The following is a 15,070-nucleotide window of genomic DNA, read 5'->3' as shown; positions in this document are numbered from 1 at the left end:
CGCCCGGCACCCGGTCGGGCGGTGACGAGGTGACGCACCTCGACCGGTGGGGGCGATCCCCGCGTGCGCGTACCGGGACCGGAGCGCCCGGCGGGACGCGTTACGGCGGTTGATCGCCGGCCATGCTACGAGGAGCGAACGGTCGACCGAACGGCGGGGGCCGCCGACCGCAGCCCTGCCGGCCGGCGACGGGGCGACCCGGCCTTGCGAGTCCATGGCGGGCGGGGCGGGATTCGCCGGCCCGATCGGGTCCGGTCGGTGAGGATGGCGCCGTGTCGATCTTTTTGGAGACCCCACGTCTGGAACTGCGCCCGTTCACCAAAGCCGACCTGCCGGACCTGGCCGCACCATGCACCCGCCGGTTCCCACCCACCCGCACCACCCACCCGCCGTCCACCCGCCACGCGCCCTTCCCTCGTGCGCCCGCCCGCGCGCATTGCCCGCTTCGCGCGCCCGCGCCGCGCCGTTCGCTTGCCCCGCACGATCCGCCTCCCGTGCCGCGCCCTCCCCTGGCGCGTGCCCAGTCGCACCACGCGCCCGCCGCGCGCCCACCCGCACCACGCGCCCGCCGCGCGCCCACCCGGGTTGCCCGGCCGCCGCGCCCATGTTGGCCGGCCGCCCTGTTACCCGCCTTCGTCTCGCCCGGTTCGCCCGCTGGGCCCGCCTGCCCTGCACGGTCCGCAGGGGTCCGCAGGGGCCCGCAGGGGGTCCGTACCCGCTCTGCCCGTCGGGTCGTGTCGCATGGGAAGCTGCCTCGTGTGAGTGTTCCAAGTGGTGTGCCGCTCTTTGTCGGACGTGAGCTCGAGATGGGGCGACTGGTCGAGGCGCTGGGGGAGGCCGATCGAGGCGAGCCCCGCGTCGTGTTGACCACCGGCGAGGCCGGCGTCGGCAAGACCCGGCTGCTCGAGCAGTTCCTGGTCGAGGCGGCCGGGCGGACCGAGCCGACCTCGGTCGCGGTCGGAGCGTGTCTCGAACTGGGCGCCGAGGGGCTGCCCTTCGCGCCGTTCTCGGCGATCCTGCGCACCCTCTCCGGCGCCCTCGGCGTCGACTTCGAGGCCGCGGTCGGGGACCGGCGTCGTGAACTGGCCTGGATCTCGCCCACCCTCGCCGCTGAACCCGGCCAGGGTCCCGCGCCCGAGCGGGCCCGGCTGTACGAATCCGCGCTGCGTGCGCTGGAGCGGATCGGCGAGGAGCGCACGCTGGTCGTCGCCTTCGAGGACCTGCACTGGGCCGACTCGGCCACCCGGGAGCTGCTCGCGTTCCTGGTTCGCTCGCTGCGCCGGGGCCGGATCCTGCTGGTCGGCACGCTGCGCGCGGACGCGATGGACCGCAGCCACCCGATGCGCCGGCTGGTCGCCGAGATGGAGCGCATCCGCACGGTGAGCCGGCTCGAACTGGGCCGACTCACCATGCCCCAGGTCGAGGAGCACCTCACCGGCCTGCTCGGCGCCCCGCCCTCGCGCGCGCTCACCCAGCAGGTGTTCGAGCGCTCCGAGGGCAACGCGTTCTTCGTCGAGGAACTCGCCGCCGGCGTCCGCGACGGCCGGCTCGCCGGTCTCTCGGACACGCTGCGCGACCTGCTGCTGATCCGCATCGAACAACTGCCCGAGCAGGCCCGCCGGGTGGTGCGCCTGGCCGCCGTGGGCGGCATCGGGGTCGAGCACCGGCTGCTCGCGGAAGTGGCGGGCCTGGATCCGGACACGCTGGAGACGGCGCTGCGCGCGGCGGTCTCCGGCCACGTCCTGGTGCCCGACTCGGACGGCGAGGGCTACTCCTTCCGACACGCGCTGGTCCGCGAGGCGGCTTTGGGAGACCTGCTCCCCGGCGAACGCATGCGGATGTACGCGGCGTTCGCCGAGGCCCTGGACACCCTGGTCGAGCGCGGCGAGCTGCCACCGCATCGCGACCACGTGGACCGCCGGGCCCGCTACTGGACCGCGGCCGGCCGCCCGGCCCTGGCCCTGCCCGCGAGCGTGACGGCGGCGGCGGCCGCCGCCGACCGGTACGCGTTCGGCGAGGCGTGGACGCTGTACGAGAGCGCGATCGCGATGTGGGATCAGGCCCCCGATCCCGAGCGACTGACCGGCACGACCCTGGCACAGGTGCTGGACGGCGCCATCGTCGCGGCCCGCTACGACAACTCGGGGGACCGTGAACTCGCCTTGCTGCGCCAGGCGTTGGATCTGCTCGACGAGGAGCAGGAGCCGGTCCGGGCGGCGGCCCTGTGGACCCAGCGCGCGAAGACGCTGAGCCGCTTGGGCCGCGGCCCCGGCATGATCGAACTGGAGCACGCCGGAAGGCTGTTGAAGGACCTTCCGGAATCGATCGAGTACGCGAACGTGGTGATCCGGAGCGCCCGCGCGCACTTCCTGGAGGGAGAGGCCGAGGAGGCGGTGCGGATGGGCCGGGAAGTCCTGGAGATTGCCCGGCGGCTGGACGACCGGGACCTGCTCGCCACCACCCACCAGACGCTGTCCTGGTTTCTCATCGGAGTCGGCGAGCTCGACGAGGAGCAGGCGCTCGCGCACGGGCGGGAGGCGGTGCGCGTCGCCGAGGCGGCGCAGGGCGCCAAGCCGGACACCCTCGTCTACGTGCTCGGCAACTGGGCCTCGGTGCTGGAAGGCGTCGGTCGGCACGACGAGTCGGTGCAGGCGGCCTGCCGCGCGCTGGATCTGGCCAGGGAGCGAGGCGTGATCCGCAACGCGGGCGCCTTCGTGCTGGGCAACCTCGCGGAGAGCCTGTTCTCGCTCGGTCGTTGGGACGACGCGGCCAAGACGGTGGACGAAATCCGCGAACACAACGCCGACGGCTGCGCCACCGGACACGCCGAACGAATACTGGCCATGGCCCACCTGGTCCGCGGCGACGTCTCCGAGGCCGCCGGCCACCTGACCCACGCGCAGGAGAGCGCACGCGTCAAGTATCAGGAGGCGCAACACCGGATCCCACTGTCCGGCGCCGCGATCGCACTGGCCCGGGTGCTCGGCCGACGGGCCGAACTGGACGAGATCCTGGACGCGGAGCTGCGGGCCGGTTTCGGCGTCGGCAACCAGCGGTTCGCCTTCCCGCTGCTGATCGAGGCGGCCCGCGCGTACGCCGAGGGCGAGTTGACCGACGCGATCCGGGCCGACCTGCGCCGGATCCGGGCGGCGGGCGCGGCGCTGTCGCTGGACTGCGCGCTGGACCGTACCCAGGCGCTGACGCTGAACGCGCACCTGGACCGGGCCGAGCGCACCGACACCGTCGCGCAGTGGCAGGAGGTCGTCGCGGCCTGGGACTCGACCACCCAGCCGTACCCCACCGCCCAGGCGTACGCCGACCTCGGTGCCGCGCTGGTGGCCGCCGGCGATCGGGTCGAGGCCGGCGCGGCGCTGGCCCGGGCGCACGCCGCCGCGGTGGTGCTGGGCACGGTGCCCCTGCGCGAACAGATCGAACTGCTCGCCCGCCGGGCCCGGATCGACCTGCCCGGGCACCCCGGCTTCGCCGCCGGGCGCGCGGCGCACCAGGTCGGCGAACCGACGCCCCGGGAAAGGGAGGTGCTGCGGCTGCTCGTCGAGGGACGCAGCAACCGACAGATCGCCGAGACCCTGTTCATCAGCGTCAAGACCGCCAGCGTGCACGTCTCGAACATCCTGGCCAAGCTCGAGGTGGCCACCCGAGGCGAGGCCGCCGCGCTGGCCCACCGGATGCGCCTGGTCGAGGACTCGCCCCCGGTCGACGACGCTCCCTGAACCGGATCGGTCCGGGTGGGGTGTCCTCGCGCGGCGGACGGGCTATACATGGTCCGTTCGGTGTTTCGGGGGCATGCCGTCGGGGGTGGTCGTGGGGGAGCACGGGGTACGGGTCGCGGCGAGCGGGGTGACACGAACGATCGGTGGGCGCACCGTACTTCGGGACACCTCGCTGGTGGCCGAGGCCGGCGAGGTGTCGGCGATCGCAGGGGGCAGCGGATCGGGCAAGACCACGCTCCTGGACACCCTGGCCGGACTCCGGCCGCCCGACGCGGGCGAGGTACGGCACGACGGCGGCCGACCGGACGCGCGCGGTCTGGGGTACGTGCCGCAGGACGACATCCTGCATCGGGCGCTGCCGCTCGCGCACAGCCTGCGCTACGCCGCGGCGCTGCGCGAGCCGGCCGACGAGGGAGTGGACGCCGCCGTCGCGCGGACGCTGGCCGCGCTCGGGCTGACCGCGCGCGCCGACCATCGGGTGGACACGCTCAGCGGCGGCGAACGCAAGCGCGCGAGCATCGCGGTCGAGTTGCTCACCCGGCCCCGAGTGTTGTTCCTGGATGAACCGACCTCCGGCCTCGACCCGGCGGCGGCGGCCGAACTGATGTCCGTGCTGCGCGAGTTGGCCCGGGCGGGTACGACTGTCGTGCTCACCACGCACGCGCCGGCCGATCTGGCCCGCTGCGACCGGGTCGCGTTCCTGGCGCCGGACGGTCGGCTCGCGTACGTGGGCGACCCCAGGGCGATGTGCGCGCACTTCGGCGTCGCGACGGAGGCCGACGTGTACGCGGCGGTGGCCGTTCGGGGGGCGAGCGCCGACGCGGAGCGCGAGCCGGAGCTCGAACTGGAGCCGGAAGTAGGGGCGCTGGAACCGGAGTTGGACCGGCCGTCGGAGCCGGCGCCCGGGTCGGTCGAGCCGGTCGCACGCACGGCGCCCCGGGCCGATCGCGCGCTTCGGCAATGGTCCATCCTGGCCCGCCGCGACCTGGAACTGATCATCCGCGACCGACCGGCCGCCGCGATGCTGATCGGCTCGCCGCTGGTGATCGTGGCGATGTTCGCGATGCTCTTTCGGCCCGGCGCGTTCGACCCGGCCGACCCGAGTCCCTCCGGGGCCGCGATGATCCTGTTCTGGATCGCGTTCGGCGGCTTCTTCTTCGGGCTGACCTACGGCCTGTTGCAAATCTGCGTCGAGTTGCCGATCGTCCGGCGCGAGCGCCTGACGGTGTTGCGGATCGGGCCCTACGTCGCGGCCAAGTGCACCGTCCTGCTGCCCATCCTCGCGCTGGCCGACGTGCTGTTGCTCGCGGTGCTGCGCGCCCTGGACCGGCTGCCCGCCGCGTCCTGGGAGGTGTACGGATCCCTCCTGGTGACCCTGCTGCTCGCGTCGGCGGCGGCGCTCGCGCTCGGGCTGCTGACCTCGGCGGCGGTGACCGAAGTGGGGCAGGCCACGCTGATGTTGCCGCTCCTGTGCTTTCCGCAGGTGCTCTTCTCCGGGGCGTTCGTGCCGGTGCCCCGGATGCCCGCGATCGGACACGCGCTCAGCTACGCGATGACCAACCGGTGGGCGTTCGAGGCGTTGGGCAGCGATCTGGACCTGCCCGGGCGCTGGGCGCACGGCCGGTCCGCGCTCGGCCCGCCGCTGCTCGCATCCTACGGGGACAGCTTCGACCACACGCCGGTGCTCGGCTGGGCCGTACTCGCGGGCTGCGCCGTGTTGTTCCTGGCCTCGACGTGCGCGGTGCTGGCCCGTCGGTGCCCGCGAGCGGGGGCCTGACGGCCGATCGTCGGATCTCGGGGCCGGCGGATCGGCCGACCCGGCAGTCGGTTCAGCAGCGCAGTCTCGGTGCCAACCCCCGGGGGTCGACGGGTCGGTCGCGGTAGGTGCGGGCGACGAAGTCGAGGAAGGCGTCCACGTCGGCGATCGTGGAAGGTAATCCGAGCGAGACCCGCACCGCGCCGCCGGAGGGCAACCCGAGCCGGGTCAGGTAGTCGTCCAGCGTGCCGCCGGAGGCGGCCGTACGCAGCACCGCGCCGCGCAGCGTGCGGCGGGCGATGGAGAACGCCGCCTCACCCGCGCCCGGATTGCAGAAGCAGCCGGTTCGGACACAGATCCCGGCGGCCGCGGTGTCCCGCGCGACGATCCGCTCGTCGACCACCGTCCCGGCGGCGTCCAGGATGTTCAGCGCGACCGTGCCGCCGCGGGCGTCCACCGTACCGGGCCCGTACACCCGGACCATCGGCTCGCCCCGATGATGGCGCAACTCGGCCAGCCCGGACAGGAGATGGGCGGTGAGTCGATCGACCCGATCGTGCACGGCCCGCATGCCCACCTCGTCCACCCAGGCCAGGCCCTGCGCGACGTCGGGGATGGCGAGGAAGTTGAGGGTGCCGTCCTCGTAGGCGGATTCGTCGTCGGCCATGCGATGCCAGCCGCCCTGCGCGCTGACCGCCTCGATGGTGCCGCCCGCGAACCACGGCCGGCGCAGTCGGGCGAGCGCGTCCCGGCGGGCGAGCAGACAGCCCACACCGGTCGGGTAGCCGAACACCTTGTACCAGCTCACCGCGACGAACTCCGGCTGTACCGCGCCGAGATCGAGCACATTGGTGGGTGCGTACGCGGCCGCGTCCAAGAGCACGTCGTAGCCGTGCCGGTGGGCGACGTCGATCCATTCCAGCGGGTGCCGGACCCCGGTGAAGTTGCTTTGCGCGGGAAACGCGAGCAGACCTCGGCGATGGGCCAGCGCGGCGCGCAGCGCGTCGCCGTCCAGGCGCAGGTCCGGGCCGCTCAGGCCGATGTACCGGGTGCGCGCGCCGGCGGCGCGGGCGTACTCGCGAATGCCGTTGACCGAGTTGTGGTTGTCGATCGGCAGCACGAAGCGGCTGCCGCGGCGGAACGGGTACGCCTCGCCGACGAGTCGGCACGCACCGGTGGCGTTCGCGGTGAACACGGCGGCATACCGGTCGGGGTCGGCGTTGAAGTGCTCCAGGATCGCCTGGCGGGTGTGTTCCACCAGCGCGGTGGAGGCGACCGAGGCCGGGTGTTCGGAGTGCGGATTGCCGTAGGTGGCGCCGGACATCCGCGCCGCGTGCGCGCGCCACTGGCGGCGTGCGGCCAACCCCGCGCCGGTGTGGTCGAGGTAGACCAGCCCCGCTTCGTCCAGATACCCGTACTCCTCGCGTCGGATCGCGTCGAAGTCCGGACCGAGCACGTCGGCCACCACCACGGCCCCACCTCCCCGGGTGAGCCGAGTCTCGCGCCGCCCGCGAGGCGGCGTCAACGGGTTCCGTCGGGTGGATCGGCGGTCGCGGCCGGTCGGCCGGATGCCCGTTCTCACCCCTGATGGCTGATCCGCGACAAGCATCCCCTAAGGTGACAAGGTAAGGCTTACCTCAGCGGTCGAGCCTGTCCCAACAGTGCGGGCCGATCGCCGCGTCGTCGTGGTGCCCGGTCCGCGTCCCTCACGCGCCAAGGAACCAGGACCCATGCCGATACCTCGCCGCCGGATCGCCGCCGTCGCCGTGACCCTGTCCGCCGCCCTGCTCACCGGGGCCTGCGGCTCGGACTCCTCGGACGGGAACAAGGGCGGCGGCAAGCCCGCCGTGGCGGCCGGCGGCAAGGAGTTCGGCAGCGCCGGCCAGGTGACCACGGGCCTGGGCACGGACGCGGCACCCGGACAGTACCCGCGTACGATCCGCACCGCGATGGGCGACGTGACGCTCAAGGCGCAGCCCAAGCGGGTCGTCGTGCTGGACACCGGCGAACTCGACAACGTCGCGGCACTGGGTGTCCAGCCGGTGGGCATCGCGTTCACCGACGGATCGCAGGAACTTCCGGCGTACCTGGACGGCAAGGCGGGCAAGCCGGCCAAGGTCGGCACGATCAACAACCTCAACCTCGAGGCGATCGAGAACCTCAAGCCGGACCTGATCCTGGGCAGCAAGCTGCGCGCGGAGCAGCAGTACCCGGTGTTGTCCAAGATCGCGCCCACGGTGTTCTCGGTGCGTCCCGGCTACACCTGGAAGGAGAACTTCCTGCTCAACGCGGCGGCCCTGGACAAGACCGCCGATGCCCAAGCGCAGTTGCACGCCTACCAGGTCCGGGCCAAGGCGCTCGGCGACAAGCTGGGCGCCAACAAGCCGACCATCTCGATGGTGCGCTTCATGCCGGGCAAGATCCGGCTGTACGCGAACAAGTCGCTGATCGGCACCGTGCTCCAGGACGTGGGTCTGCCGCGGCCGGCGAACCAGAACATCGACGACCTGGCCGTGGAACTGTCCGAGGAGCGGATCACCGAAGCGGACGCGGACAGGATCTTCGTCGGCACCTACGGCCCGGCGGACAAGACCGCGCAGGCACGGGTGACCGACAACCCGCTGTGGAAGAAGCTCGGCGCGGTGGAGAAGGGCAAGGCCGTCACGGTCCCCGACGACACCTGGTACCTCGGCCTGGGCGTGGTCGCGGCGAACGCGATCCTGGGCGACCTGGAGAAGAACCTGATCGGCTGAGGTCGATCCGCCCGACCCGGATCGGCCGGCACGACCGGTCGATCCGGGTCAGGCGCCCGTCGGGGGATCGCAGAGACGTCCCAGGGGTTCGCGTGCCGCGTGGGCGAGCAGCGCGGCGACTCCCGCGGCCGGCCCCTCGGCCCGGCGCCAGTGTTCGTCGCGTTCGGTGAGCGCCGCGAACAGACGTTGCCAGGACCGTTCCTCGGTGCCCAGCAGGTCCGCGGTCAGCGCGCTGATCTCGGTGTAGGCCGCGTGGACCGCGACCCGTACCGGCTCGGACGGGTCCACGCGTGCCCGGGCGTCGGCGACATAGCGCAGCACACGATCGGCGTGCCCCACCTCGTGCACCAGATCGTGACCGGTGAGCAACCCCGCCTCGATCAACCGCTCGATCTCGACATGCCACTCGGCGGTGCCGCCTTCGGGCAGCACCCACGCGGCGACGGTACGGGCCACGCGCGGCCCGCGCCGGGCCGCGGCGAACGCCTCGGCGGGGTGCAGGTCGGTGAGCATCGCCAGGACGATCTCGTCGGGCGCGTCCGGTCGGCTCGCGAGCGCGTGCCGGACCCCGGCGGGCCACGGCTCGCGCGCGTGCTCGCGGCCCAGCAGTGCCCAGTCGCGCCGATAGGGCCGGTCCAGGACACGTTCGGCGTCCGCGAGCCGGTCGCACGCGCGCAGCCTCGCCACCAGTCGGGCCGGCGAGGACTCCCGGTCGATCCGCGAGGTCAGCACCGCGACGCCGGCCCCGGCCGAATCACCGGTGTCGGCCAGGGCCTTCGCCGCGACCTTGGCGGCACCGCTGCCCAACAGGCCGCGGTCGATCAGCGCGCGCAGCCGGTGCGGCCCGCCGAAGCGCAACGCGTTGCGCGCCGCGATCAGTTGCTCGAGCAGGGACAACTTCCCGGACATCGCCTCCAGCGCGCGCTCGACGACGTCGGCGTCGGCCGCCTCCACCGTCACCCGCAGCGCGTCCGTTCGATACTTCGAGAACACCCCCGGGGCGAGCAGGCGCCCCCGCAGGGCGGGCGACAGCGGTCGCGTGTCGTCGGCCGCGCGGGCCAGGATCCGACGCCGCTCGGCCGCGTCGCCGGGTCGCCTGGCGTCGCCGTACAGCCGGTCCTCCAGCACCGGATCGCGCCGGTCGAGCAGCCGCCCGCGCACGTGCCGGGTGTGCGGCGAGCGGGCCTCGCCGTCCGCGAGGATCAGCGCGGGGGCGACGTCGGCCAGAGACAGCACGTAGGCGACCAGGTCGTCCGTGACGTGCCGGGTGCGCTCCGCGTCGCGGGCCAGGGCGCTCGGTGACCCGGGTCCGAGCAGCGGGACAAGCGTGCGGAGCACGTGCGCGTCGGCGTAGACGAGCAGGGCCGATCCGGCGCTCGACAGCGTCGCGGGCGCGGCTTCGGGGCGCGGGGCGGGGCCGGCGGCCACCCGGTCGAGCAGTTCGGGCAGCGGCAGGTCGCCGCGCTCCGTGTCCATCGCGGCGACCGCGGCCGACCAGCGGTCGCGATCGTGGCCCAGACGGGCGGCGAGCAGGGCGCGTACGGCCCGGGTGAGCGGTTCGCGGGCGAGTTGGGAGAACTCGCCCGGGCGCGCGGCGCTCAACGCGCGCGCGGGCGTCGTGGCGATCAGGTCGGCCGGTCCGACCAGACCGGCGCGGTATCGCACCGAGGCCGAGGCGGTGTCCCGAAAGCCGATCGGATCACGCCGGGCCAGCCGTTCGCGCGGCAGGTCGGACGGAGCGGCCGCGCACGCCGCGACCAGCCACACCGGGTGGCACAGGTCGGGCACGTCCGCCTCGAGGGTCTCGGCGAACACCGCGAGCACCGCCGGGTCGGTGGGTATCGGCGCGCTCGGCACGATCTCCCGCAGCAGGTGCGCGGCGGCCAGCGCGCAGCCCCGGTCGGGGGTGTTGCGCCGGCCGCGCCTGGTCGGCAGCGTCGGCCCGGCCGGCTCGCGGCCGCGGACGGTCGGCGTGTGGCGCGCGAGGCTGTCCGCGAATTCGGCGATCTCGGCGTCGCTCAGGGCTCGTTGCGCGGCATCCGGTGGCCGGCCTGCCGCCTGCGCGGCGACGGTGATCAGTTCGGCGACGGTGCCCGCGAAGGAGTCGAGCAGCCCGAGGCCGATCACGGTGGCCTCGACGTGGCCCGCCAGGTGGGTGCCGACCAGTTCCGCCAGCCGGGCGCGGACGGGCGCGGCCGCGCCGGGGGCCAGCCTGGGCAGCGCGCGCAGCACCTCGCCGGCCGGCCGGGCGGTGTCCACCAGCAGTACCGGATCCAGCAGTTCGTGCTCGACACAGTCGTTCACCCAGGCCGCGTCGGCGCGACCGAACGCGACGGTGGTCAGCCGGTCGATCGGTTCGCGGTTGAGGTCCTCGGCGGTGGAGCCGCACGAGCGGTTGACCACGGCGAGCCGCAGCAACCGGCCCGGTTCGCCCTCGGCGTGTTCGTGGCGCAGGAGTTCGTCGATCGGCTCGGGCGGGTACGGCGTCCGGCGATGCCCGGCCACCAGGCGCGGCAGATCGTACACGTACGGCTCGTGGACGAGCGTGGCCATCAGCCGGCGGGTGGCGTTGCGTCCTCGCGCGGTGGCGAAGACGCGTGGCAGCGCGTCGGGATCCTCGTACGGAATGCGCAGCGAGCCCAACCTGCCCGGCCCGTCCGGGGCTTCGAGCGCCTCCAGGACGGCGGCGGCCTGGTTCGAGTGGCCCGGCCCGCCGAGCAATCGCACCAGGCGCCGGACCGCCTCGGGCCCGCCGCGCTCCCACACCCGAAGAAACGCGAAGCCGCGCGCGTCGGCGGAGGGGAAGGTGAAGAGCGCGGCGTGCACGAGCTCGGGGTCGCCGCTGACCGCCAGCGGGGTGAGCCGGCGCTGATCCCGGCAGTCCAGCAGTTCGGCACGCAACCGCGGGTCCAACGGCACGAGTTCGGTACGCCCCGGGGTGCGCGGGACCCCGGAGGCGATGCTGCGGCGCAGGGTGAGCGGGGTGTGGTGGTTGCGGTACACGGCCGCGTTCACGAACGGGTCGTCCAGGGCGGTGAGCCGGCCCAGCTCGCGCGGGTCCAGGCAGGCGTTCTGCGCGACCGCCGCGCAGACCCGGGGATCGCGGGTGGCCAGCGCGACGTCGAGGGCGTGCGCGGGCAGCGGCCCCTTGCCCAGCAGGTCGCGCAGCAATTCGTCGCGCAGGAGGGGCAACAGGGTGCGCAGGTCCCCGGGGTCGGCGGCGTAGAGCAGGAATCGGTAGGGCCTGGACAGCGCGGGCGGCACGGTCGATCCGACCTCCGGGATCGATCCGTCGGCGATCTCGGCCAGTAAGTGGGCCAGGGTGCCCCGATGCCGCGACAGGTGCACCCGCAATGTGGCCCAACGACTCGCCGAGCCGCCCAGCCGACGGTGCAGCAGGTCGGTGAGCGGGCGGACGAACGGGAGTTCGGCCAGGGTCGCGACGGCGGTTCGGGCGGGGGTGACGGTGTCCAGGACGAGGGCGGCGTGCCGCTCGTCGGTGCGTCCGGCGGCGCCGGCCGAGGCGGCGATCCGGGCCACCTCGGGATGGCCCGGATGCTGTGCGGCGGCTTCGAGCAGGGCGGCCGAGGGGCGGGCGATCCGGGCCACCGCGGCCGGGTGGGCTCGATAGAGCTCCACGAGCAGGGCGTCCGGGCAGTCCGCGCGCGCGACCAGCGCCGCCGCGGCGGCCTCGGGCAGCGGCTCGGCGCGTTGGGCGTCCAGCAGCCGGCTCCAGTGCGGATCGCGGCGCCAGGTGGGTTCCGGCTCGCCGGCGCGCAGGCCGGCGATCAGGCCGTCGGCGCCCTCGGCGGCGGCCACCGCGGCCTCGAGTTCGTCGGTCCGGCCGCTCTCCAGCGCGCGGGTGGCGACGGCGGCCACGTCGAGCACGGGCGGGGGATGGCCGCCGGCCGCCGGGCCGGTGGGCGAGGCAGTGAAGTCCACCTCCGCGAGCAGCCCGGCCAGTCGTGGCGGATCGGCGAACAGGCCCAACAGGCCCCGTAGTTGCTCCGCGGTGGTGAGCCGCGTGGCGCAGGCGCGCAGCGCGTGCTCGATCAGTGCCGGGATCTCGGACACCACGGCTGCGCCGATGAAGTGCGGGTGGTCCGGCGGGTCTTCGGCGCACGCGCGGATCTCCTCCCACAACACGCCGAGCGCGTGCGGATCCGGATGTCGGCCCGGGGCGAGCACCTCGCGGCGCATCCACGGCAGGGCGGTGGCGTGCCGGTACACCAACCGATCCACGACCGGGTCCGGCCGCTCCAGCAGCGCGGCGAGATCGCCGGTGCCCGCCTCCGGGTTGCGCGCCACCGCGCGCCGAACCAGCACGTCGGGATCGCGAACTGCCTTGACCCGTGCGGCGATCGGCAGCGAAGCGTCGGCCAGGTAGGCGGGGTCGCCCTCACCGAGCCGGTGGCGCAGCCGACCCGCGTCCCCGGGTTCGCCGCTCGCCACCGCGAGTCCGAGCAGCACCTCGGCGGCCGGGTCGTACCGGCGCGCGGCTCCATGCGTCACTGTTCGCTTTCCCCTCGTCGGGCCGACCTGTTCGCCGTCGCCCCTCGTCCCGGGCGGTGTCACGAGGACCACCCCACCACAGCACACCGACGGTTGGCCGCCCCGGGACAAACGCTAGGGGGCGATAGGGGTGCGACGCGAGCGCCGGTCCCGGCGGTCGTGGATCGGTACCGGCCCGGTCGCCTCGTCCTCTTCGCCGGCGACGACCGGGAGCCTCCCGCCGCGGGCGAACCGCCCGGGGCTGGTGCCCAGGACGCGCTTGAAGTGCCGGTTCAGGTGCGACTGGTCGTAGAAGCCGGCGGTCACCGCGACGGTGTGCGGCGGCATTCCGTCGAGCAGGAGCCCGCGGGCGAGATCGACCCGACGTCCGGTCAGGTATTGGTGTGGCCCGATGCCGAACTCCCGGCCGAAGGCCCGCACCAGGTGGGTCGGGTGGGCGTACAACAAGCGGGCGGCCTCCGCGAGGGTGACGCCCTCGACGAATCGATCGTCCAGCAGGTCGCGCAGCCGCCGGGCCAGACCCGGATCACGCACGGCGGGCGGCGCGTCGACCCGACCCACCAGGTGTCCGCGCAGCCGTTCGGCGATGAACGCGAGCCTGCTCTCGGCCTCCAATTCCTCGCCCGGCCGCAGCAGCGAGGTGTGCAGTCGGTGTACCCGCCGGCTCAGCGCGAGGTCTGCGAGCACCGGGTGGTCCACGGCCGGGCCGATCAGCTCGTCGGCCACATGCGAGGAGTCCAGATACAGCACCCGCTTGCGGAACCCGGTCGGCGTGGCCGCGCTCCCGTTGTGCGGGACGTGCGGCGGCAGCAGGCTCACGGTGCTGCGCAGGGCGCCGTGCTCGTGCCGGTCCAGGTCGTACCTGACCATGCCGTCGTCGACGATCAGCAGCGTCCACGCGGCGTGCGTGTGCATCGGATAGGCGTGATCGGTCATGTGCGCGTGCAGGACCTCGCGCACCCCGGCCACCGCCGGCCGCCACGCCACGATCTCCGCGCCGGCAACCATGTCAGGATCGTACAAGACGGCCCCCGACCGGCCCGGACACGATGCCAGGCATGGAAACCGAGCACGAACCCGTTCGTTTCGACACCAGGATCGCCGTGCTGTTGCGCGCCGACCTGGCCCAGTGGCAGCGACTGAACGTCACCGCGTTCCTGGTCAGCGGCCTCGGCACGCGGATCCCGGAGGTGATCGGCGAGCCCTACGCGGACGCCGACGACACCGCCTACCTGCCGATGTTCCGGCAGCCGGTGATGGTCTTCGAGGGCACCAAGGAGGTGTTGACGGCGGCACACACCCGGGCGGTGGGTCGCGAACTGCCCGTCACGGTGTTCACCTCGGATCTCTTCGCCACCGGCAACGACCGGGACAACCGTGCCGCGGTCCGAGCCGTCCGGCGGGCGGATCTGGACCTGGTCGGAATGGCGGTGTACGGCCCGCGCAACGCGGTCGACAAGGTTCTCAAGGGCGCCCGGATGCATCCCTAGCGGATCGGCCGGGAGCGGAGCCGGATGTTCGCGCGGTGGGGCGTAGTGGCGGTGGCGGTGGGCAGTAGCCCCGGGTCGGGAAGCACAACCGATGATCCGACCGGTCGCGACGAGCGCGACCACCGCGCCGGTCGCGAGTGTCGCAACGGTCCGACGGTCGCTACGAGGAGGGTGGATGTGGTGAGCAACCCGCCGAAAGGTCGATCCGTGCCCGAAGAACCCGGTCCCGATGCCGATGCCGACTTCGACTCCTTTGTGGCGGCGCTCGACTACCCGATGTTCATCGTCACGGCGGCCCGGCCGGACACCGGCGAGCGCTCCGGATGCCTGGTCGGCTTCGCCACCCAGTGCGGTATCGACCCGCGGCGGTTCCTGGTCTGCGTGTCCGCCGCGAACCACACCCATGCCGTCGTCGCCGCGGCCGGCGTCATCGCGGTGCACGCGCCCGATTCACGGCAACACCCGCTCGCGGCCCTGTTCGGGGAGGAGACCGGTGATCGCACGGACAAGTTCGCGCACTGTGCGTGGACCGAGGGTCCGTTCGGCGTACCGCTCCTGAACGACTGTCCCCGGCGCTTCGTGGGTCGTGTCCTGGAGGCGATCGATCTGGGCGACCACACCGGCTTCGTCGTGGCGCCCGTCCGGGCTCCGGACCATCCGGCCCCGACCCGGCCCGACCTGCTGACCTTCTCCGACGTCCGGGACTTGGACGCGGGCCATCCCAGGGGCTGATCCGCCGCGGAACCGGGGAAACGAAACGAGGGGAGGGGGGGGGGGCGGGCGGCGGGGACGGGCGGGACCCGCCACCCGCAGCACCACCCACAACAG

At 73.7% G+C, this 15,070-nt stretch carries 8 protein-coding genes; 5 read left to right on the top strand and 3 right to left on the bottom strand.

The annotated features are described in order from the left end of the window. The first annotated feature begins 122 nt into the window (after window positions 1–122). Both ACZ4FV_RS43650 and ACZ4FV_RS43645 read left to right on the top strand, forming a co-directional pair. Window positions 123–3,731 carry a helix-turn-helix transcriptional regulator gene (locus tag ACZ4FV_RS43650; RefSeq protein WP_465326395.1) on the top strand — a complete coding sequence of 1,203 codons (3,609 nt, stop codon included), beginning with the start codon at window positions 123–125 and terminating at the stop codon, window positions 3,729–3,731. A gap of 127 nt (window positions 3,732–3,858) precedes the next feature. Then, entirely contained in the window at window positions 3,859–5,508 is a 1,650-nt protein-coding gene (locus tag ACZ4FV_RS43645; protein WP_402232474.1) for an ATP-binding cassette domain-containing protein, read from the top strand. Window positions 5,509–5,560: 52 nt separating this feature from the next. On the opposite strand, the gene ACZ4FV_RS43640 is transcribed toward ACZ4FV_RS43645, so the two are convergent. Then, window positions 5,561–6,958 carry an aminotransferase class V-fold PLP-dependent enzyme gene (locus tag ACZ4FV_RS43640; RefSeq protein ID WP_395859184.1) on the bottom strand — a complete coding sequence of 466 codons (1,398 nt, stop codon included), beginning with the start codon at window positions 6,956–6,958 and terminating at the stop codon, window positions 5,561–5,563. A 259-nt stretch (window positions 6,959–7,217) separates the two neighbouring features. Here ACZ4FV_RS43640 and ACZ4FV_RS43635 point away from each other — a divergent pair, with 259 nt between their 5' ends. Further along, window positions 7,218–8,240, top strand: coding sequence for an ABC transporter substrate-binding protein (locus tag ACZ4FV_RS43635; RefSeq protein WP_395859185.1), 1,023 nt, complete (start codon window positions 7,218–7,220; stop codon window positions 8,238–8,240). Between the two features lie 48 nt (window positions 8,241–8,288). Here the strand turns inward: ACZ4FV_RS43635 and ACZ4FV_RS43630 are convergent, their stop codons facing one another. Both ACZ4FV_RS43630 and ACZ4FV_RS43625 read right to left on the bottom strand, forming a co-directional pair. Then, entirely contained in the window at window positions 8,289–12,752 is a 4,464-nt protein-coding gene (locus tag ACZ4FV_RS43630; RefSeq protein WP_402232477.1) for a hypothetical protein, read from the bottom strand. Window positions 12,753–12,866: 114 nt separating this feature from the next. After that, window positions 12,867–13,760, bottom strand: a complete 894-nt coding sequence (locus ACZ4FV_RS43625) for a helix-turn-helix transcriptional regulator (protein WP_402232478.1) — start codon at window positions 13,758–13,760, stop codon at window positions 12,867–12,869. Window positions 13,761–13,810: 50 nt separating this feature from the next. Here ACZ4FV_RS43625 and ACZ4FV_RS43620 point away from each other — a divergent pair, with 50 nt between their 5' ends. Together ACZ4FV_RS43620 and ACZ4FV_RS43615 are read left to right on the top strand one after the other, a co-directional pair. Next, entirely contained in the window at window positions 13,811–14,242 is a 432-nt protein-coding gene (locus tag ACZ4FV_RS43620) for a DUF2000 family protein (RefSeq protein WP_395859188.1), read from the top strand. Window positions 14,243–14,449: 207 nt separating this feature from the next. Then, window positions 14,450–14,974 (top strand): flavin reductase family protein, encoded by a 525-nt coding sequence (locus ACZ4FV_RS43615; RefSeq protein ID WP_395859189.1) that lies wholly within the window; start codon window positions 14,450–14,452, stop codon window positions 14,972–14,974. Window positions 14,975–15,070: the final 96 nt, after the last annotated feature.

This window comes from Embleya sp. NPDC025285 (genome assembly GCF_055558835.1).
The sequence above is the reverse complement of the archived record's forward strand: the minus strand, read 5'-3'. Positions and strand labels throughout refer to the sequence as shown.